The organism is Hyphomicrobium sp., from assembly GCF_035572195.1.
In the GTDB taxonomy this organism is placed as follows: domain Bacteria; phylum Pseudomonadota; class Alphaproteobacteria; order Rhizobiales; family Hyphomicrobiaceae; genus Hyphomicrobium_B.
The window spans coordinates 1-19,688 of record NZ_DATNBA010000055.1 but is presented as its reverse complement, the minus strand read 5'-3'; the positions used below and the strand labels follow the sequence as shown (position 1 = coordinate 19,688).

The following is a 19,688-nucleotide window of genomic DNA, read 5'->3' as shown; positions in this document are numbered from 1 at the left end:
GGATCTTGGGTGTCCCGGCCTTCGCGCGACTGCGGGATCGGCTCTGATTTCATCTCTAACGTTAAGCTTGGCGCCGACGAGCGTCGGTGCTTAGGAAATTCATAAACTGCGCCGCGCGCCGCTTCGTTCGTGCCGAAATTCGCTGTTGACGTAAGCATTCGCGCATCAAGCCATCCTGTTTCTTGCCCAATCTCAAGCATTATCCCGGCGAAGGTAGGTTGCATAATTATTTTCACAAGGTTGCCCCTGTTTTACCTTGCGACCGCCGACGAGCACTGCAACAACTTTTGTCTGTGGTCCGCCGGCGGTCGGCGAGTTGGTCAGGTGGTGATGCTGCATGAGTTCAGTCAAAAGCCGGCGCAACGACTTTTGTCAAAAGCTCGATTGGAACCTCTTCAAGATATTTTCCATCATCGTCGAGAGCGGTGGCGTTACCGCGGCGGCCGATCTATTGGGCCGCAAGCAGCCGTCGGTAAGCTTGGCGCTGAAGCGTCTCGAAGACCAGTTGAATGTGCGCCTCTGCGAAAGAGGTCCGAGCGGTTTTGAACTGACCAATGAAGGTCGCGCCCTCGCCGATACGTGTTCCGAACTCAAGTCTCTCATCGGGGGTGTTCCCGACACAATCGCCGATACGTACAACGTCGTTAGCGGCCCGGTGAGAATAAGGATGATAAGCAACGTCGTCAGTAGAATGTTCGACGATGTACTTGTTGCGTTTCATCGGAAATGCCCGAACGCCGAACTGATTGTCGATATCGCCAGCTGGTCGGACGTGATCAACTCACTGTTGCGGCAGGAAATCGATATCGGCGTCGCTCCGGCACGATCCAAACGCGCTGACCTGATTTATCATCCGCTGCTTTGCGAAATTCATCGCCCGTACTGCGGGCGCAACTTTCATCTTTACGGACAGAAAATTCAGGATCCGGGCGCCCTGAGCACCGAGCCGTTCATCCTGACCGGAGCCGATGAACCCGATGAGCTCACCGATTTTCGCTTGAAATATGGGCTTGGACAGAAGGTTGCCGGAATTTCGCAGCACCTTGAGGAAGCCCGTCGATTGGCTATCCTCGGAGTAGGTATTTGCTTCTTTCCCGAAGGCTATGCGGAACCCGACGTTGCGGCTGGGCGGCTTTGGCCCCTGCTTGGCAAACGCAATGCCCCTTCGATGGACATCTTCATCATCTCGAATCCGAACGGCCCACTGCATCTCTCGAATCTTTTCTTCCTTGATGAGTTCAAGGCATTGATTGGCGACGCCAAGCAATCAGAGGTGAGCCTCTAACGCTTTTTTTTGGCGAGAACGCGTACCGCTAGAATGGGCGGTGGAACGCTTTATGTTCGCTGCCGCAGCATTAATGCCGTCAATGCTGCACATTTGCATTTTGGACCTTTTCGCACACGGCCTGCCGACACTAACGTCCTTCCTGACAATTCAAGACTGACAAAACGTTAGATTTTGCAGTCCCTGTCGGGAGGGCTAATGTTGGAAAGCACGATAGTAAAATCGCGCGTCATTCCGTCGATCTCGCTCGCCGCCGCGTCGGCAAGCATGGATGATGCCCCATTATATATTCCACCAAAAGAAAGGTTCCTGGAGTTTCGAAGGCAACCGTCCGCGCGTCGGGCGGGATTACTTGCACTTATCGGGGCTTTGGCATTCTTCGGCGTGTGGGAGCTCGGGCATTATCTCACGCCCGTATCGGCTCGAAAGTTTCTCCCTTCGATACAAGAAGTTGGCTCGGCGCTTTACGTACTGTTTGTCGAACGCAATTTCGCTCATGACGTATACATAAGCTGTTGGCGCATTTTCATCAGCTTCGTAGCTGCCGCCGGGATCGGCGTGCCGATCGGCATACTCATGGGCAGCTTCGGCAACATCCGGGCGCTGTTCAATCCGACATTGACGGCGTGGCGCTATTTGCCTGCCGCTTCCTTTATCCCGCTGTTGCTCGTTTGGTTTGGACCAACCGACCAGGCAAAGATCGCTCTTCTCTTTATGGGTGTGATCTTCTTCCTGATTTCTCTGGTTCTCGACAATACGTCGGCTATCCAAAAGGAATTCGTCGAAGCTGGCCTGACGATGGGCGCGTCCCGCTTCCAGATACTCAGGGGCATCGTCGTTCCAGCTGCACTTCCAGCCGTCTTCGATTCAATGCGCAACATGATAGCGGTCAGTTGGACCTACCTCGTGATCGCGGAAATCGTCGGAGCTCAGGATGGCATTGGCGCAGTGATGATGCGTGCCGGTCGCTTTCTCAGCGTCGACGTGATCATGGCTGGCATTTTGACGATCGGTGCTTTGGGGGTCGCGACAGATCTCGTCTTCCGCGGCATTTGCCTGATGCTGTTCCCCTGGAACGCCGAGCGGAGGTCATAGGATGAATGTCGTGGTAACAGGACTTAGCCAAACATCAAGCGCACCGCCACTTAAGAGTTCCCGCATCAGCAAGGAATATCTCGGCGGAACGTTCAAGGCACTCGACGATGTTTCGTTCGAATTGCACGAGAACCAAATAACGGCATTCCTTGGACCGTCGGGCTGCGGAAAGACGACGATGCTTCGCATCATCGCCGGTCTCGAATATCCGACGCGCGGACGCCTGCAAGTCTTCGGCAAGAATGTCGACGGGCCGGGGCCTGATCGTGGGATGATCTTTCAGGCTTACACTTCGTTTCCTTGGCTGACGGCTCTGCAAAACGTCGAGTACGGAATGAAAATTCTTGGCGTATCGGCCCAGGAGCGCCGAGAGCGCGCCATGAGTTTCTTGAAGCTGGTGCATCTCGAGAAGTTCTCAAATTCCTATCCCCGTAGTCTATCAGGCGGCATGAAACAGCGCGTCGCGCTGGCTCGAACGCTTGCGCAGAATCCCGCAATTCTCCTCATGGACGAGCCATTCGGAGCACTCGATGCTCAGGTTCGTTGGGAAATGCAGGAGCTGATGATCGAGCTAATCGAGCGCGAAAAGAAGACGGTCGTCGCGATTACCCACGACATCGAAGAAGCCATTTATTTGGCCGATCGCATCATATTCTTCTCGCGGCAACCCGGACGCATCAAAGCCGATATCCCGCTGACCTTTAAGGGCGGCCGGCGTTACAAGCGAAAAGAAGAACTCCTGGAGCTTCCCGGATACGCGGAGCTCGAGCGCGATCTATTCGCGATGATGCGCGAGGAAATTCGATAAGGCAGAGCAGTTTCGATTGTAGCCGGCGCAACATCTGAAACCGATTAGGCATGGTGGTAATGATAATGAGAAAGTTGACAACCGCTTTAATATCTCTGTGTGCTTCCACTGCTTTCTTCACGGTCGCTCACGCGGCGGAGAATGTAAGCGTTGCGATCATTTCGTTCTCTCCGTACGCGCCCTGGTACATCGTCAAGGAAAAGGGCTTGGCGAAGGACATCAACCTCGACGTCAAAATCATCGAGGGCATAACGGAAAAGAACGCGGCAATTACTTCGGGTCAAGTTCAATGCATGAACAACACCATGGATAGCATGGTATTGGCGCGCGCCGGAGATCTGCCGATCAAGGTTGTCGCCTTTTCCGATATGTCCTACGGCCTCGACAAAATGGTGGTGACGAAGGACATCAATTCGATCGACGAATTCAAGGGAAAAACGTTCGGAGCCGACTTCGGTTTTCTCAATCACATGTGGATGCTCCTCACGCTCAAGCGAGCCGGAATTGATTGGAAGGAAGTCCATCACGCCGTGATGCTGCCACAGGAAAGCGCCGCGGCCTTCGCAAGCGGCGGCCTCGACATCGATGTCAACTACGACCCATTTGCTTCGCAATCGTTGAAGCGCGAAGGCGCGAAAGTCTTCAAGTCCAGCTTAACGGACAAAACCTGGGAGCGTGGACTGATCTCTGATGCCATCGCCTGCAATCAGGACTGGCTTGCCAAAAAGCCTGAAGTTGCAAAGGAACTTATGCGCGCCTGGTTCGAGGCTGTGAATTGGTGGAAGGAAAACCCCGAGGAAGGCAACAAGATCGTTGCAGCCGGTCTTTCCTGGCCCATTCCAGATGTGAAGCTCAATCAATCCGGCGCCATCATGCTCAACATCAATCAGAACATGGGCGCATTCGGTTTGCCGGGTGGAAAGCCACTTTGCGAAAGCCTCCCTGAAGGAGCGCCACGGGCGCCGAAAGACGCCAAGGGCTGGGGTGTGCTTTTCGGCGGACCTGATTGCGTCGCCGGCTACGCGGCGCCGACCTGGGATCTGTTTAGCGAGACTTACCTTGCGGCCGGCGTTGCGCAGAAGAATGCCAAATCGGCCGAGGGACTGGATTCTTCAATCATCGGCGCACTGGTGAAGGATGGCATCCCCGACAAGTATACGTCGAACAAATGGATCGGACGGCTCGGACCGCAGTAGCGGCGACGGCGCGGCGCGTTGTTCCAGAATTTTCTCAGCATCCAACTGAAAAGGTAAACTTCGAATGGCTCGAGGTACGAAAGATGATGACCATGGGCACTCCCACGGGGGACATCATCACCACCATCACGGTACTCACGGCGTGAAGCGCGAGGAGACGGACGGCGCAAAGTCGATGGAGCGTTTGTCCCACATCTCTCAAAAGAAGCAGGACGAGGAGGTCAAGCGTTCTCTCCAATATGGTCTTGAAGCGGCATCATCGGTTGTCGATCGAAATATTTCACTCTTCAGCCGCGGGCACCAGCCGGCCTTCGCGGGCATCAATACTTTTATGAAAGCACCGTACTGCGAAGACATACGCAAAATCGGTGACTATGAAGCGGCTTTTGTCGGCGCCCCCTTTGACTCGGCAACGACATACCGGCCCGGCACGCGATTTGGGCCGCAGGCCGTACGCCGCATCTCCGCACTCTACGACGGCTATTGGTTCGATGGCGGAGTCGACATCTACGAGGAGCTCGATCTCTGCGACGCGGGCGACATTTTCGTTATCCCAGGCAACATCGAAAAGACTTTTGACCAGGTAACGAAGGCGGTCTCGCACATTTACACGTCAGGCGTCTTTCCGATCATATGCGGTGGAGATCACAGCCTCGGGTTTCCGAACGTCAGGGGGATAGCTCCGCACATCGACGGCAACGTCGGCATCATCCACATCGATCGCCATATCGACATTCAAGAAAAAGATATGGACGAGAGAATGCACACGACGCCGTGGTTCTGGACGACCAATGAGGGCACCCACACGTCGCATCGCGATCATAGCCACATGCATGATGTCGGCCTGCCGAATTGCCATCCGAAGAATCTCGTACAGGTCGGCATCGGTGGCTGGTATGGCAATCGGCCTGGAACTGCTGTGGCCCGGCGTCGTGGCACGAGCGTGCTAACGATGCATGATGTGCAAACGTTCGGCCCCAAGAAGGCTGCCGAAGTCGCATTGGAGATGGCGTGGGAAGGCTGCAAAGCCGTCTATCTGTCCTTTGACATCGACTCGATCGACCCTGGATTTGCACCGGGTACCGGCTCTCCCGAGCCCGGCGGACTTCTGCCGCGCGAAGCCTTCGAGATGATTCACACGATAGCGAAAGAGGGCCTTTGCGGTATGGAGGTCGTGGAGGTGTCGCCGCCTTACGACGTCAACGACAACACCGCACAGCTCGCCTGCCGCGTCGTTCTCGATGTTCTCGGAACGCTCATCGCCAACGATAAAATCGGTCATCGCAGTAAGGTCACGAAATAAGGAGGACTTGCCGTGGGCAAATCTTTGCACTTTGACGATCGGCCCCGTCAGTCAATCTCGCGTCAAAATGTTGATGGCAGCGCTTGCCAGAGGGAGAAAGTATCAATGTTGAGAAGAGTGTCGTCACTTGCCATCGCCGCCCTTGTCTTGACGGCAGGGCCCGCCTTCGCCCACGTGGGCGCCGGATCCGTCGACACATTCGGGCACGGATTCTTCCACCCGTTGGGCGGTATCGACCACATCCTTGCGATGGTCGCCGTCGGCCTCTTTGCTGCCAATCTCGGCGGCGTAGCGCTTTGGCTTGTGCCGTCGGCATTCGTCGGCACGATGATCTTCGGTGGAATGTTGGGCTACTACGGCTGGCCGTTGCCGATGGTCGAAGAAGGCATAGGGTTTTCCGTGGTCGTCATGGGCTTGGCCATTGCCCTTGGAGTACGGCTGCCGACGATTGGCGCGATGACGCTCGTCGGTCTCTTTGCCGTCTTCCACGGACACGCACACGGCAGCGAAGGCGCAGGCCTTGCGATCTCGTTCCTGCCCTATGCCGCCGGATTTATCGCCGCGACCGGATTGCTCCACGTCGCAGGTGTTGGGCTCGGCCTCAGCTTGAATCGTCTTGGGCCCGTTCCCTCAAGGATTCTGAATAGAGTGGCCGGAACGGCAGGTGCACTTGCTGGAGTGTCGCTGCTTACCGGTTGGCTGGCAGCCTAGTTGATGGCGTAGTTCGCACCACTGGGTACGGGCTACGGCCATCGCCGGTTAAACGCGGCGTCCATGCCAGGCGTTGCTGCAGACGGCCGCCCTGGCGCTACTCCGCCGCCGCCTTATCCACGTACCCCAACTGCTCATTCAGTTTCTCGACCAAATCGGCCGCAGCTTCGGGAATGTTCGTCCCCGGGCCAAACACGGCTTTGGCGCCGGAGCGGAAAAGTTCGTCGTAGTCGCTTGGCGGAATGACGCCGCCGACGACGATCATAATGTCACCGCGACCCTCTTTATCCAGCGCGTTTTTGAGCTCGGGAACCAGCGTCAAATGTCCCGCCGTCAGCGATGATACGCCGATGACGTGGACATCGTTTTCGACGGCCTGCCGCGCCGCTTCATCGGCGGTCGCGAACAATGGCCCGATATCGACATCGAAGCCCAAATCGGCGAACGCCGAGGCAATGACTTTCTGGCCGCGATCGTGGCCGTCCTGGCCGAGTTTCGCAATGAGGATGCGCGGCCGGCGGCCGTCGTTCTTGTCGAATTGCTCGACGAGCTTCCTGACGCGATCAACGCTCGGGTTCATCGCCGCTTCCTTCTTGTAGACGCCGGAGATGGCGCGAATTTCGGCCTTGTGCCGGGTAAAAACTTTCTCGAGCGCATAAGAGATTTCGCCGACTGTCGCCATCTTGCGCGCCGCCTTGACCGCGAGGTCGAGCAGGTTGGCGTCGCCCTTCGCGCCTTCCGTCAGCGCGTCGAGCGCGGCCTGAACCTCGGACTCGTTGCGCTCGGCCCGAAGGCGCGCCAGCTTTGCAAGCTGCTGCTCGCGCACGCTCTTGTTATCGACCTTCAGGAAATTGATATCCCGATCGCCCTTGATCTGGAACTTGTTGACGCCGGTAATCGTCTGGCGCCCGCTGTCGATGCGGGCCTGCGTGCGCGCCGCCGCTTCCTCGATGCGAAGTTTCGGGATGCCGGCGGCGATCGCCTTCGCCATGCCGCCCTGTTCTTCAATCTCGGCGATATGTGCCAGCGCCTTTTGCGCGAGGTCGTAGGTCAGACGCTCGACGTAGTGACTGCCGCCCCACGGATCGATCGTGCGGCAGGTGCCGCTTTCTTGCTGCAACAGCAACTGCGTGTTGCGTGCGATGCGGGCCGAGAAGTCAGTCGGCAGCGCGATGGCTTCATCGAGTCCGTTGGTGTGCAGCGATTGCGTGTGGCCCTGCGTCGCCGCCATCGCTTCAAGGCATGTGCGCGTTGCGTTGTTGAAGATGTCTTGCGCCGTCAGACTCCAGCCCGACGTCTGCGAGTGCGTTCTGAGCGACAGCGAGCGCTCGTTTTTCGGATTGAATTCTTCCTTCATGAGCTTCGCCCAGATCAGGCGGCCGGCCCGCATCTTTGCGATTTCCATGAAATAGTTCATGCCTATCGCCCAGAAGAACGACAGGCGCGGGGCAAACGCATCGATGTCGAGACCGGCAGCGACGCCGGCGCGCACATACTCGATGCCGTCTGCAATCGTGTAGCCGAGTTCGAGGTCCGCAGTCGCACCGGCTTCCTGCATGTGATAGCCGGAGATGGAGATCGAATTGAACTTCGGCATGTTCGCGCTCGTATAGGCGAAGATGTCCGACACGATGCGCATCGAGGGTGCAGGCGGATAGATGTAGGTGTTGCGCACCATGAACTCTTTCAGAATGTCGTTCTGAATAGTGCCGGCGAGATTCTTTGGGGAGACGCCCTGCTCCTCGCCCGCGACGATGAAGAGCGCGAGCACCGGCAGCACGGCTCCGTTCATCGTCATCGAGACGGTCATGTCCTGCAGCGGGATGCCGTCGAACAGCGTGCGCATGTCGTAAATGGAATCGATCGCCACGCCCGCCATGCCGACATCACCTTTGACGCGCGGGTGGTCCGAATCGTAGCCGCGATGGGTCGCGAGATCGAAGGCGATCGAGAGGCCCTTCTGTCCGGCCGCTATATTGCGGCGATAGAAGGCATTTGAATCTTCCGCCGTCGAGAAACCGGCGTACTGGCGGATGGTCCACGGCTGCAGCGCATACATGGCCGGGTAGGGTCCACGCACGAACGGCGCGATGCCGGGCATCGTGTCGATGAAATCGAGACCGGCCGTGTCGGCATCCGTGAAGACGGGCTTCACCGGGATGCCTTCTGGCGTTTCCCAAACCGGTGCCTCAGGAGCGGTCAGCCCGGCCGCGGGGGCTCTGCTGACGGACGATTCGAGTGACACTTGCGTGAAATCAGGAATTGAAGGCATCGATGGGTACGTATCCGATAGAGTTAGCGGCTTTTGAGGACGGTACGCAAAACCGCGGCGAACGACAATTGCCGACATGACGCGCTGCCAAAGCGAGGGTTCCTACGATTCCGGCTGGCAGGCAACATTGAGGGGGCGGGACGGCGACAACGGCCAACCACCACAACGGGCGGAAACGGTTAACACTCACGACCCGACGAAAGCTAGCGTCCGATCCTGCGCGGAGGTCTGTGCGGACCCAAACATCCGGCTGGCGGTTCGCCGGCATTTGCCTCAAAATCAGAATTTGAGACCGCATTCATTCATTGCGCCGTATATTTGGTCGGAGATCGCGGCGGTTTAGCCTCTCATTCATTTTGTGCGATCGGAAAGTATTGATGCGGGAGCATAGATTCGCATGAATAAGACATCGTATATTGCTGCGCTGGGTTCCGGTTTGACGGTGGCTCTTATGGCATGGGGGGCTTACGCCGGAAACGACGAGAGCCCCGTAGAGATTATTGCGGCCCAGATCCGCGACCAGGGCTACGTCTGCGAAAAGCCGCAGAGTGCGAAAGAGGATCGTGCGCAGTCGGCGCCAAATGAGACCGTCTGGATTCTGGATTGCGAGAGCGGCACCTACAGGGTGACGCTCGTTCCCGACCTCGCAGCCAAAGTCGAACTGCTCAAAAAGAACTGACGCGACGTTCTCCAAACATCGCCACAAGCCCGCGCCGGCGGCCGGCTCGCCGAAGGCGAGTCGCCTGCGCCAAGAAAAAAAGATCCCGCGTCGGCGGCCGGCTCGCCGAAGGCGAGTCGCCTGCGCCAAGAAAAAAGATCCCGCGCGTGCGGCCGGCTCCGCGCAGCGGAGTAGCACGCGCCAAGAAAAAACCAGCTCTCGCGAGAGAGCTGGCCAAGGCACGGGGGAGGAAGCAAGCAAGGGTGGCGGAAGTGAAAATTATTCGCGGCCTGAGATCGCCAAAACGCTCATGATCGCCAGCATTGGCAGCGAGGCCAGAACGGAAGCCGCGGCCATCGCGTATTCGTTGCCGCCTTCAGTCAGCGGCGAGAGAAGCGCCTGAGCGTCCGGAAGCGTTGTGACAACGACAGCGGCGGCAGTCGAGATAACGGCGGCGACTGATCCGATAACGATGCCTGACATGATGCGATCTCCTCTGAAGTGCGGTTCGGACCAGGTCGTTTGGTCTCTCGTCTTGAGGAGGAGAATGACTGAGCCTGTCGCGTTTCGCTGTTCCATCCGTGACAGTTTGATTGCCGCCGGCGACTTCGCAGCGTGGAGCCGGCAGCCAGCGCGGCTTTGTTGTGGCAGGCGCCGTCGAGCGGCCGCGACACCATTCCTTATGCTCGATTGATCACCATTTACGGCCTCGCTCCTGCCTTTGTTGACGGTTCAGGTTTGTTGAAGTGGCCGTTAGGGCGATCGCAAAAGTCGCCGCCACTTCTACGACCGTCGCGGTGCATGACGTTGATCCGCGCCGACGCTCGCAGCCCTATCCAAGTATCGCGTGGGGGTGAAGTTTTGAGACTTAACACAGTGACTATTCTCTTCGGTGCGCTGATGGCGTCATCATTCCCATCGAAGGTAAAACACGAAGCCATATCACTGACCGGCCCGGTGCCCGGCGCATCGAACACGCAAGAACCGGTTTCGCTCCCGGAGTTCGTGTCGCTGATCAATTTCAGCGAATTCCTACTGGCAGCCAAGGCCAACGCTACCGAGTCACCGAGTGCTCGTGAAGCTGCCGAGATTTTGAGCGCAAAGTTCGCTGGTCCTTCGACCGGTACGAATTCGGAATTTCTTCACGCCGTCGTGCAGAACGAGCCTGTTACGCCAAGCGTGCTCGACGCGCCGCCAATCGATCCGAAGACACCAGCCCTGATGGCGGCGCTGTCGGAGGGGCAGGCGCCGGAAGAGCCGAAAGCAGAACCAGTTCAGGCTGTCGTAGAGAGCGCGAAACCCGAGGCAACGGTCGAACCTCCCAAAACGGCAGAGCCAGACTCGGATGTTGGCTCGAGAGTTCGAAGTCCTCGCCACACCAAGCGCACTCTGGCAAGGTCGGCAAAACAGGGTCCCGCACGTCAGCGGCGGCTGAAGCCGGAACCGACGAGCTCTAAAAAGATTACGTCCCTTGACCGTCTGGTCGGTTTCGTTGGGCTGGCGCCGGACCCGACGCTTCCGAATTGAGTAAGGGCCGAAGTGTTCGGCACAGACGGAGCGTATGTCTAGAGATGGAGCAGACCGATGAACGCCAACACGCGCGTAGCCTCCGACATCGCCGGGCTGATTAAAATTGCACTGCTATCCCGCCGCGGTTTCATGAGCGCGTCCGCCGCGGCTGCTGCGGGGTATACGCTTGCCGCCGGTCCTGTCCGCGCCGAGGCGATCCGGACGGACATGAGCGGGATCGATACGGGTGATGCCAAGGTCCAGGTGTCCGATGGAGAAATGCCGGTCTATTTTGCCCGGCCGAAGGCCGTCCAGAATCCTCCCGTCATTCTCGTCGCGATGGAGATCTTCGGGCTGCACGAATACATCAAGGACGTGACGCGCCGCCTTGCGAAACTCGGGGCTTTCGCCATAGCACCCGACTACTATTTTCGGCTGGGCGACCTGACCCGCATCGCCGAAATCAACAAGCTGATGCCGCTGGTCAACTCCAAGTCCGATGCTGAGCTTATTTCGGACCTCGATGCAACCGTGCAATGGGCGAAGTCGCAAGGCGGCGATACGGATAGATTGGGAATCATGGGCTTTTGCCGTGGCGGCCGAACGGTCTGGGAATACTGTGCCGCCAACGCCGATGTTAAAGCTGGAGTCGCGTTCTATGGTTCGCTCGCAGATCCTGCCGCGCAGAAATCGATCTGGCCGAAAAGCCCTTTGCAGCTGGCGCCCGAAATGAAGGCGCCCGTGCTTGGGCTTTACGGTGGTGCCGATCAAGGCATTTCCGCTAGTCAAATCGAAGACATGAAGGCGTCACTCAAGTCGGCCGGCAAGACGGCTGAGTTCAAGATCTATCCCGGCGCGCCTCATGGTTTCCATGCCGACTACCGTCCAAGCTATCGCAAAGAGGCGGCCGAAGATGCTTGGCAGCAGATGACCGCGTGGTTCAAGAAATGGGGCGTGCTTCGCTGAAGCCGTCGACAGGCGTTAAGTTAAACTTGGCGACGGCACGGCGCCTATTTCCGATCCGGAATTGCTGGCGTCCGTTATGCTTATACTTAATGGCTGCTTTGCTTAACCGCGCGTTTTGAATTGCTTATGCCAGTGGCATAAGCGGTCCGGTGAAATTCCCAATGGTCTACGGATCGACAGCGCGTCACCCATTCACAATCTATCCCGAAACACTCGATCGAATTGACAGGAAGAATTGCCGGGCGCAATCTCGTAAATGCTCAAGATGGTTTATCGTTCAGCATGAGATGCCGGCATCGGCGGCCGTGCAAAGTCCAAGCAAATGAGGACAATATGGTTGGTGGAAAAAACTGCCACGCATACGCGGCGGCCGTCACAGCGGCGTTCGCGTTTTCGATACTCTCTCCAGCACTAGCACAGGAGATTGAGCACACTGCGAAGGATACAGCGGCGGGCGCGCCTGCCGTGTCGGTCACTCAAGAGCAGCTGAATAACGCGGCCAACAACGCTAACGAGTTTCTTCACACCAACGGCAATTACGACCAAACCCGTTACTTTCCGGGCAAACAGATCAACGCCTCCAACGTTGCCAAGCTTCACCCGGCTTGGATATTTCAGATGGATGTGAAGGAGTCGCTGGAGACAACGCCGATCGTAGTCGGCGATGTGATGTACGTCACGACCGCATTCGATCACGTCTACGCGGTCAACGCCAAAACCGGCGAGCAGTACTGGCACTACAAGCACAAGATGGGTCCGATCACGACCTATTGCTGCGGCCCCAACAATCGCGGTGTCGCGGTCTACGAGGATAAGGTCTATTTCGGGACGCTAGACGCAAAGCTCGTCGCGCTTGACGCAAAGACGGGCAGCCTCTTGTGGGAAACGCAGATCGCAGATCCCGAGTCCGGGTACAGCGAGACGATGGCCCCGACCGCCGTCAACGGCAAGATACTCATCGGTACGAACGGCGGCGAATACGGCATTCGCGGCTTCATGCGCGCTTACGATGCCAAGACCGGCAAACTCGTTTGGAATTTCGACACGACAGCTGAAAAGTCGGCCGGCGTGTGGGCGCCTAACGATGCAACCGGGCGCGACATGCATCGCGATATCGCGGCAGAGAAAGCTCAGTACGAAAAGGCGGGCGACCCATACAAAACACTTGGCGGGGGCGTTTGGCAAAATCCCGCGGTCGACCTCAAGCTCAATCGGATATTCTTCGTCGTCGGCAACCCGTCACCGGATCTCGACGGCGGGCTCCGTCCGGGCGACAACCTTTACACTGACTCGCTCGTTTCGCTTGATCTCGATACCGGCAAGTACGTTTGCCATCTGCAATATATTCCGCATGACGTTTGGGATCTTGACGCGGTCAGCCCTCCGATCCTCATCGACGTAAAGGACAAGGACGGCAAGACGATCCCCGGCGTAATTCACGCTGGTAAGACCGGCCACGTATACGTCCACAACCGCAACGATTGCAGCCTCATCCGCTTCTCCGAAGCGATGGTGCCGCAAGAGAACATGTGGACGCTGCCGACGAAAGAAGGCGCACGAATGCTGCCCGGTGCCAACGGCGGCGTGGAGTGGTCGCCAATGGCGGTCAATCCGGGTCTTGGCCTCAGCTACGCCGTCAACCTGCACCAGCCGATGACCTACCAGGTTCAAAGCAGCCCTTATCCCGACGGCAAGCTTTGGCTCGGCGGCGCGTTCAAGGTTATTCCAACCGAACAGCAGTCGGGCAACGTCACAGCAGTCGATTACAACACTGGAAAGATCAAGTGGCAGGTGAAGACGCCACAGCCGATGATGGGCGGCGCGCTTGCGACGGCCGGAGATCTGGTTTTCACCGGAGAGGCTAACGGCTGGTTCAGGGCCTATCAGGCTGACAGCGGCAAGATCTTGTGGTCGTTCCAGGCAGGTGCGGGCGTCAACGCACCACCGGCGTCCTACTCGGTCGATGGCAAGCAATACATTGTCGTCGGCGCGGGCGGGAATACGCAGATCGATTTCAAACGGGGCAACAATATCATTGCCTTTACGGTCGACTGAGTGCCGTGGCTTAACGCCGTTTGACGGCTGACATCATTGAAAGGAGCGCGGCTAGCGCTCCTTTCGTTTCACGGCAGCTCACTCTACCGCAGTATCGGAGTACCATCAGAATGTCCCAACATGCTCGTGGAGCCAGACTTCGGCGCGTTCCGATCATCACGGCATTATGCTTGCTGGTTTCGCCGGCGTTCGCCGCAGACAGTATCGAGGACAAGGCTCAAATCTGTGCCGGATGCCACGGCGAAAAAGGCATACCGCAAGCAAAGACGACGCCAGTCATTTGGGGACAGAACGAAGGCTATCTCTACATCGAATTACGTGACTTCAAGAGCGGCAACCGCAAGAACGATCAGATGGCTGCAGTGGTCGCAGACCTCAGCAAGGACGATTTAAAGGCGCTTGCCGCCCACTTCACCAAGCTTTCCTGGCCAAATCTGCAGCAACCGTCGGCGCCGAACGACGTGGCATCCAATGCTCAAAGCATTATCGGCTCGGTCGGCTGCACCGCTTGCCATCTCGATCAGTTCCAGGGTGACGGCACGACGGCGCGCCTCGCCGGTCAGCAGCGCGAGTATCTGCAAAAGACGATGACCGACTTCCGCGATCGCACGCGCGCCAATAATCCCGGTATGTCGGATCTTTTGAATGCGGTCGCGCCGGCCAACATAGCACCGCTCGCGCAGTATCTGTCGGGATTGCAGATTACAGGCGCAACGAACGGCCAGTAAGCCTCACTTGCCGGCGAGTTCCACACGCAGCGCATCGTTGGCCGAGAGGTCCATCGCGGTTTTGCCTTCTTTATCATGGACGCCTTTGTTGGCGCCACGTGCGAGAAGTATCTCGACCGCCTTCTCATGGCCGAGCGACGCGGCGATCATCAATGCGGTACGTCCGCGATTGTCTTGATCATCGAGGCGTGCCCCATGATCGATCAGTAACGTCAAAATATCCGCCACGTCGTTCGTTCCTGCGCCGTCCTCGTGGCCCGCCACCCACATGAGTTCGGTCAGATTGTTGCCATAGCGCGCGTTGACGTCGATGCCGTGATCGAGAAGCACGCGAACGACGGCTGTGAAACCGCGGCCACCCGCATAGCATATTGGCGTCTTGCCGCTGGAGTCGGCAATCTTGGGATCTGCGTTATTTTGCAGGAGAAGGCGGACCAGCGGTTCGTTTCCCATGTAGGCCGCCGCAGCGATTGCGGTTAAGCCGCTTCGACCCGGCAGGTTGACGTCGGCGCCATGGGCGATGAGGGTTTCGACAACGGCACCGTTGTCCTGTTCCGATGCCAGGAAAAGGGCTGTCGATCCGTCGAGGTTGCGCGAATTTATTGCCGCCCCGCGGCCAATAAAGAGATTGACGATGTCGACATGCCCTGCCGAGGCTGCATGACTGAGAGGCATGGCACCCAGACGATCGCGCGCCCCGAGGGAAGCGCCATCGTCAAGTAGACGGCGTGTGAGATCGAGGCATCCCTTGTCCGCGGCAGAAGTGAGCGCGGAGTTGATTTCAATCGGGCCCGCGGTCGCCTTGATTTGTTCGTAGTGCTGCTCCTGCTCCTGGCACACTCTCACGTTGGCGAGAGCCGCGTTGGCAAATAACAGGCAGCATGCCGCCGGCAAGAATCTCACGGCGGCAAACGCTCGATCAACGTTGGCGTAACGATTGCTGTAAATGTGCTTCACCCTTTCCGCGCATCAGGGGAGCGTACACGTCGCCGGACGGACTTTCCATATCACCTTCGCAGTGCTGCCAGCCGTAAAGAGCCGCTTCAAGCGTTTGCGCGCCGCCCCGCTGGGGTTTAAGCACCTCGTGAAGCGTGAGCGCCGAACCAAGGAGGCAATTCATGATCAAAGTTAGCGTGATGTACCCGAACGATCCTAAGGCAAGGTTCGATCACGAGTACTATCGGGATAAGCATATGCCCATGGTTAAAAGAAAAATGGGCGACAGCTGCAAGTCCTACACGATCGACAAAGGACTTGGCGGCGGGCTGCCGGGCACGCCCGCGACTTACGTTGGAATGTGCCACATATTTTGCGACTCGGTTGATGCTTTCCAAGCTGGCTTCGGTCCGCACGCCGAAGAGATTATGGCTGATATCAAAAATTACACGGATCTAACGCCCGTAATTCAGATCAGCGAAGTCGTCGTCGGATAATCCTCGGCACTTATCCCTTGATCTCGATCCCCTTCAGGCAACTCTTTCGTGCCCGATCGATCAACGGTTTTCGTAGAACTTTCATATAAAAAGGGCCGGCATCGAGTCTTGATGCCGGCCCAAGTGTCTCGCAAAATCTATGTCCCGCATACGGCAGATTCGCATGTGCAAGGCCGCCAGACTGGCCACAAACTCATTGCCCATGATCGCAAAATTGGCTCTGGTTCTCGCGACTGCGCTGATGTTCATGTAGTTCTGAGCTAATCCGCTCCCGATAAGAGTTGGAGATTTCATGACTGCTCGAATTCTTGTTTTCTACGGGTCCTATCGCAGCGATCGACTGGGCATACGATTGGCAAATTTCATTGTCTCGGGACTTCGTGCGCGCGACGTCGATGTGGAGCTGATCGACGCCAAGGTCGTAGGCCTGCCGATGCTCGATAGAATGTACAAGGAATTCGCTCCAGGCTCCGCACCACCACCCATGGAGGCGCTCGCCGGCAAAATCAAAGAGGCGGACGCGTTTATATTTGTGACTGGGGAATACAACTGGGGCATGCAGCCGGGCCTTAAGAACCTCACGGATCATTTCCTCGAGGAATGGTTTTGGCGGCCCGCCGCGATTGCCAGCTATTCAGCCGGGCGGCTATCCGGCGCCCGATCCAGTTTCACTTGGCATGGAACCTTGGCTGAGATGGGGATGGTGGTCGTCTCTAGCACTCTTGCCGTAGGCCCCATTGCTCAAACCCTCGACGCCGATAGCCAGCCGATCGGCGAATTGGGTAAGGCGCTCCAGCTGGCATTTCCACGCTTTGCCGACGATCTCGCATGGTGGACAGAGGCCTCGAAGGTTCAGCGAGCAAGCCGCCCGCCTCCGTACTGAGCGAAGAAGCTGCTCACCGAATTCTCCGCGCCTTTTATCGAAATAGATTTGACTGATCCGCCTCTAGACTGAGCAAATACGCCTTTGCTTTCAGACTGCCCGCAAAGCCCGTCAACTTACCCGAGGCGCCGATCACCCGATGGCAAGGACCGATAATGGAGATCGGATTTTTGCCGTTTGCAGCGCCCACCGCACGCACCGCTTTTGGATTTCCGATTTCTTTGGCAAGCTGACCATAGCTTCGCGTCTCGCCGAACGGGATTGCGAGCATTGACTTCCAGACCTTCTTTTGAAACGGCGTTCCAACGTAATCCAACGTCACGGAGAACGACCGACGTTTTCCCGCGAAGTATTCATTCAGCTGCTTTTCTGTCTCTAGAAGAACGGGATTGCCTGTGTCCTCCGTTCTCGGAGTAAGCCTGACCCGCTCCGGATTGTCATGTTCCCAGAGGATACCTGCTAGGCCCTTATCGCTTGCAACGAGTGTCAGCAACCCGATCGGCGATTTCATCGTTTTATAAACAAAGCTCATGAGGTGCTCTTCCTCTCCGCAATGTTACCGAAGACATGGGAGTCCTATCAGCGGACGTCCAGAGTCGTTGCAAAACAATGGATGGCAGCGACCTTTTGGACTTTCATACATCGACGATTGCGAAATTCTACACGTGAGGTCATGCGAACCGAAGAAATCACAAGGAGGCTGCCATGCGTCTCGACGGCAAACGGGTCATCATAATTGGCGGCAGCAGCGGGATCGGCCTTGAGACAGCGAGACTGGCCCTGGCTGAGGGCGCTTCAGTTTTGATCGCGGGTCGTTCTGAGGAACGGCTGCGCAAGGCCGCCGCCGACTTGAATTCCGACAAGCTGCGAACAGCGGTTGCCGATATCTCGGACGAAACATCGATTCAAACCATGTTCGCCGCCGAGAAACAGATCGATCACGTCTTTCTTCCGGCGGGCGAACTCCGGCCCGGCGGCGGTGACGTGCTCGAAACAGGCATGCGTGATCTTGAATCGCTGCTCAAAATTCGTCTGCTGGGCGTCGTCAACGTCGTCCGTCAGGTCAGGTCGAAAATGAAATCGGGCTCCATTACGCTGATGTCGGGATTGTACTCGACCCGCCCCGGCAAAGGCGGAGCGATGGGCGCTGCTGGCGTGGCGGCGATAGAGGGCATGACCCGAGCACTGGCGCTGGACTTGGCGCCCTTACGAGTCAACGCGGTTGCTCCCGGCCTGATCGATACGCCTCTGTGGAACACGTTCGGGCCGCATCGGGACGCGATCATGGCGATGGGTGCCTCCCTGCCGGTAGGGCGCATCGGAAAGCCGGAGGATGTCGCCTCCGGCGTCCTGTTCCTGATGCAAAATGATTTCGTTACCGGCTCCGTGCTGACGATCGACGGTGGCGGATCGTTGGTCTGAGGAGTGGTCAGCACGTCCAGCGTAGCGCGCCGCATAAGGACACGCGGCTTAACCGCCGGCGAGTGCGCCGACGATTAAGAATGGCTGCGACCCAGACGCGACCGCGTCCGGAAGCGGTGCGTCGGGGGCTTCGTGCGAAAGGTCTCGCTGACAGGCGAAAAATCTCAGGAACGGTCGGCGCCGCTGCGTGGCATGATCGCGAATGGCTCCTCGCAGAACAGGATAACTTTTCTCGAGTGCGTCGAGGATGGATTGCTGCGTGACCGCGCCATCGATTTCGAGCTTCACCTCGCCATTTACATTGGCGTGCATCTTGAGGTGTGAGGGCAGGACGACTCGGATCATGTCAGGGTCTGGACCTCCACTGAAAGCACGGGCGGAAGATCGCGGACGATAGCGCTCCAGGTGTCGCCGGCATCGGCTGAAGCATAGACTTGACCGCCCGTCGTGCCAAAGTACACGCCACAGGATTCGAGTGAATCCACGGCCATCGCGTCGCGTAGAACGTTGACGTAACAGTTTGATTGCGGCAGGCCCTTGGTCAAGGGCTCCCACTCGTTCCCGCCGGTGCGGCTACGCCAGACACGCAGCATGCCGTCGGTTGGAAAGTGCTCTGAATCGCTTTTGATTGGGACCACGTAAATGGTCTCCGGCTCGTGCGCGTGGACATCGATTACGAACCCGAAATCGGTCGGCAGATTGCCGCTGACTTCATGCCAGGAACTGCCGGCGTCGTTGCTGCGCATGACATCCCAGTGCTTCTGCATGAAAAGGACATCCGGGCGGGAGGCATGCATGGCCAAGCGGTGAACACAGTGGCCGACCTCGGCGGTTGGATCGGGGATGTGCTCCGACTTGAGGCCGCGGTTGATCGGCTGCCACGTCTCGCCGCCGTCGTCGGTGCGAAAGGCCCCTGCCGCCGATATGGCAATGAAGATGCGCTTCGGATCAACCGGATCGAGCAGGATCGTGTGCAGGCACATACCGCCCGCGCCGGGTGTCCAGTGAGCTCCCGATCCGTGACCGCGAAGTCCGGGGAGTTCCTGCCAGGATGTTCCGCCATCGGTGGTACGAAACAAAGCAGCATCCTCGACGCCTGCGTAAACGGTATCCGGATCGGTCAACGACGGTTCGAGATGCCAGACGCGCTTGAATTCCCAGGGATGAGGCGTGCCGTCGTACCATTGATGCGTGCCCGGAATTCCCTCGTAGGCGAAGCTGTTGCCGACCGGCTCCCACGTCTTGCCGCCGTCGCTTGAGCGTTGGATCTGCTGGCCGAACCAGCTGCTCGACTGCGAGGCATATATCCTGTCGGGATCAGCGGGCGAGCCCTTGAGATGATAGAGTTCCCAGCCGGCAAAATG

20 protein-coding genes are annotated in these 19,688 nt (G+C 57.8%); 14 read left to right on the top strand and 6 right to left on the bottom strand.

All coding sequences use genetic code 11. The annotated features are described in order from the left end of the window. Positions 1-337 precede the first annotated feature (337 nt). The 6 genes from VN623_RS05380 (at position 338) to VN623_RS05355 (ending at position 6,398) form a co-directional block, all read left to right on the top strand. Positions 338-1,285 carry a LysR family transcriptional regulator gene (locus VN623_RS05380; protein WP_325568895.1) on the top strand — a complete coding sequence of 316 codons (948 nt, stop codon included), beginning with the start codon at positions 338-340 and terminating at the stop codon, positions 1,283-1,285. Between the two features lie 198 nt (positions 1,286-1,483). Then, positions 1,484-2,380: an ABC transporter permease gene (locus tag VN623_RS05375; protein WP_325568893.1), complete on the top strand. Its 897-nt coding sequence runs from the start codon at positions 1,484-1,486 to the stop codon at positions 2,378-2,380. 1 nt (position 2,381) lies between these two features. Beyond that, on the top strand, positions 2,382-3,188 hold the full coding sequence (locus tag VN623_RS05370; RefSeq protein WP_325568891.1) for an ABC transporter ATP-binding protein: 807 nt from the start codon (positions 2,382-2,384) through the stop codon (positions 3,186-3,188). 65 nt (positions 3,189-3,253) lie between these two features. After that, positions 3,254-4,384 carry an ABC transporter substrate-binding protein gene (locus tag VN623_RS05365; RefSeq protein ID WP_325568889.1) on the top strand — a complete coding sequence of 377 codons (1,131 nt, stop codon included), beginning with the start codon at positions 3,254-3,256 and terminating at the stop codon, positions 4,382-4,384. Positions 4,385-4,448: 64 nt separating this feature from the next. Next, complete coding sequence (locus tag VN623_RS05360) at positions 4,449-5,687, top strand: agmatinase family protein (RefSeq protein ID WP_414653168.1); 1,239 nt, start codon at positions 4,449-4,451, stop codon at positions 5,685-5,687. A gap of 105 nt (positions 5,688-5,792) precedes the next feature. Then, positions 5,793-6,398 (top strand): HupE/UreJ family protein, encoded by a 606-nt coding sequence (locus tag VN623_RS05355; protein WP_325568888.1) that lies wholly within the window; start codon positions 5,793-5,795, stop codon positions 6,396-6,398. A 97-nt stretch (positions 6,399-6,495) separates the two neighbouring features. Here the strand turns inward: VN623_RS05355 and scpA are convergent, their stop codons facing one another. Further along, the gene (scpA, locus tag VN623_RS05350) at positions 6,496-8,670 is read right to left on the bottom strand and encodes a methylmalonyl-CoA mutase (RefSeq protein WP_325568886.1); all 2,175 of its coding nucleotides are present in this window, start codon (positions 8,668-8,670) and stop codon (positions 6,496-6,498) included. 397 nt (positions 8,671-9,067) lie between these two features. Between scpA and VN623_RS05345 the strand changes: the two genes are divergently transcribed. Continuing rightward, on the top strand, positions 9,068-9,349 hold the full coding sequence (locus VN623_RS05345; RefSeq protein ID WP_325568884.1) for a hypothetical protein: 282 nt from the start codon (positions 9,068-9,070) through the stop codon (positions 9,347-9,349). Between the two features lie 258 nt (positions 9,350-9,607). On the opposite strand, the gene VN623_RS05340 is transcribed toward VN623_RS05345, so the two are convergent. Beyond that, entirely contained in the window at positions 9,608-9,811 is a 204-nt protein-coding gene (locus VN623_RS05340; protein WP_325568882.1) for a hypothetical protein, read from the bottom strand. Between the two features lie 393 nt (positions 9,812-10,204). On the opposite strand from VN623_RS05340, the gene VN623_RS05335 reads away from it, so the two are divergent. The 4 genes from VN623_RS05335 to VN623_RS05320 all read left to right on the top strand — a co-directional run bounded on the left by VN623_RS05335 (position 10,205) and on the right by VN623_RS05320 (position 14,586). Then, positions 10,205-10,855, top strand: a complete 651-nt coding sequence (locus VN623_RS05335) for a hypothetical protein (RefSeq protein WP_325568880.1) — start codon at positions 10,205-10,207, stop codon at positions 10,853-10,855. Positions 10,856-10,987: 132 nt separating this feature from the next. After that, positions 10,988-11,803, top strand: coding sequence for a dienelactone hydrolase family protein (locus tag VN623_RS05330; protein ID WP_414653169.1), 816 nt, complete (start codon positions 10,988-10,990; stop codon positions 11,801-11,803). Positions 11,804-12,136: 333 nt separating this feature from the next. Continuing rightward, entirely contained in the window at positions 12,137-13,858 is a 1,722-nt protein-coding gene (locus VN623_RS05325; protein WP_325568876.1) for a pyrroloquinoline quinone-dependent dehydrogenase, read from the top strand. Positions 13,859-13,968: 110 nt separating this feature from the next. Next, entirely contained in the window at positions 13,969-14,586 is a 618-nt protein-coding gene (locus VN623_RS05320; protein ID WP_325568873.1) for a c-type cytochrome, read from the top strand. Between the two features lie 3 nt (positions 14,587-14,589). Here VN623_RS05320 and VN623_RS05315 read toward each other — a convergent pair whose 3' ends face one another. Beyond that, positions 14,590-15,489: an ankyrin repeat domain-containing protein gene (locus VN623_RS05315; protein ID WP_325568871.1), complete on the bottom strand. Its 900-nt coding sequence runs from the start codon at positions 15,487-15,489 to the stop codon at positions 14,590-14,592. Positions 15,490-15,704: 215 nt separating this feature from the next. Here VN623_RS05315 and VN623_RS05310 point away from each other — a divergent pair, with 215 nt between their 5' ends. Next, positions 15,705-16,019 carry an EthD family reductase gene (locus VN623_RS05310; RefSeq protein ID WP_325568870.1) on the top strand — a complete coding sequence of 105 codons (315 nt, stop codon included), beginning with the start codon at positions 15,705-15,707 and terminating at the stop codon, positions 16,017-16,019. A gap of 292 nt (positions 16,020-16,311) precedes the next feature. After that, a complete protein-coding gene (locus tag VN623_RS05305) occupies positions 16,312-16,902 on the top strand; it encodes an NAD(P)H-dependent oxidoreductase (protein WP_325568869.1) in 591 nt (196 codons plus the stop codon). A gap of 34 nt (positions 16,903-16,936) precedes the next feature. Here VN623_RS05305 and VN623_RS05300 read toward each other — a convergent pair whose 3' ends face one another. Further along, positions 16,937-17,434 (bottom strand): methylated-DNA--[protein]-cysteine S-methyltransferase, encoded by a 498-nt coding sequence (locus tag VN623_RS05300; RefSeq protein ID WP_325568867.1) that lies wholly within the window; start codon positions 17,432-17,434, stop codon positions 16,937-16,939. 173 nt (positions 17,435-17,607) lie between these two features. Between VN623_RS05300 and VN623_RS05295 the strand changes: the two genes are divergently transcribed. Beyond that, entirely contained in the window at positions 17,608-18,324 is a 717-nt protein-coding gene (locus VN623_RS05295) for an SDR family oxidoreductase (RefSeq protein WP_325568865.1), read from the top strand. 48 nt (positions 18,325-18,372) lie between these two features. Here VN623_RS05295 and VN623_RS05290 read toward each other — a convergent pair whose 3' ends face one another. After that, a complete protein-coding gene (locus VN623_RS05290; RefSeq protein WP_325568863.1) occupies positions 18,373-18,669 on the bottom strand; it encodes a MoaD/ThiS family protein in 297 nt (98 codons plus the stop codon). After that, positions 18,666-19,688, bottom strand: a 1,023-nt coding sequence (locus VN623_RS05285; protein WP_325568861.1) for an exo-alpha-sialidase, incomplete at its 5' end; no start/stop codon positions are given. The genes VN623_RS05290 and VN623_RS05285, both read right to left, overlap by 4 nt.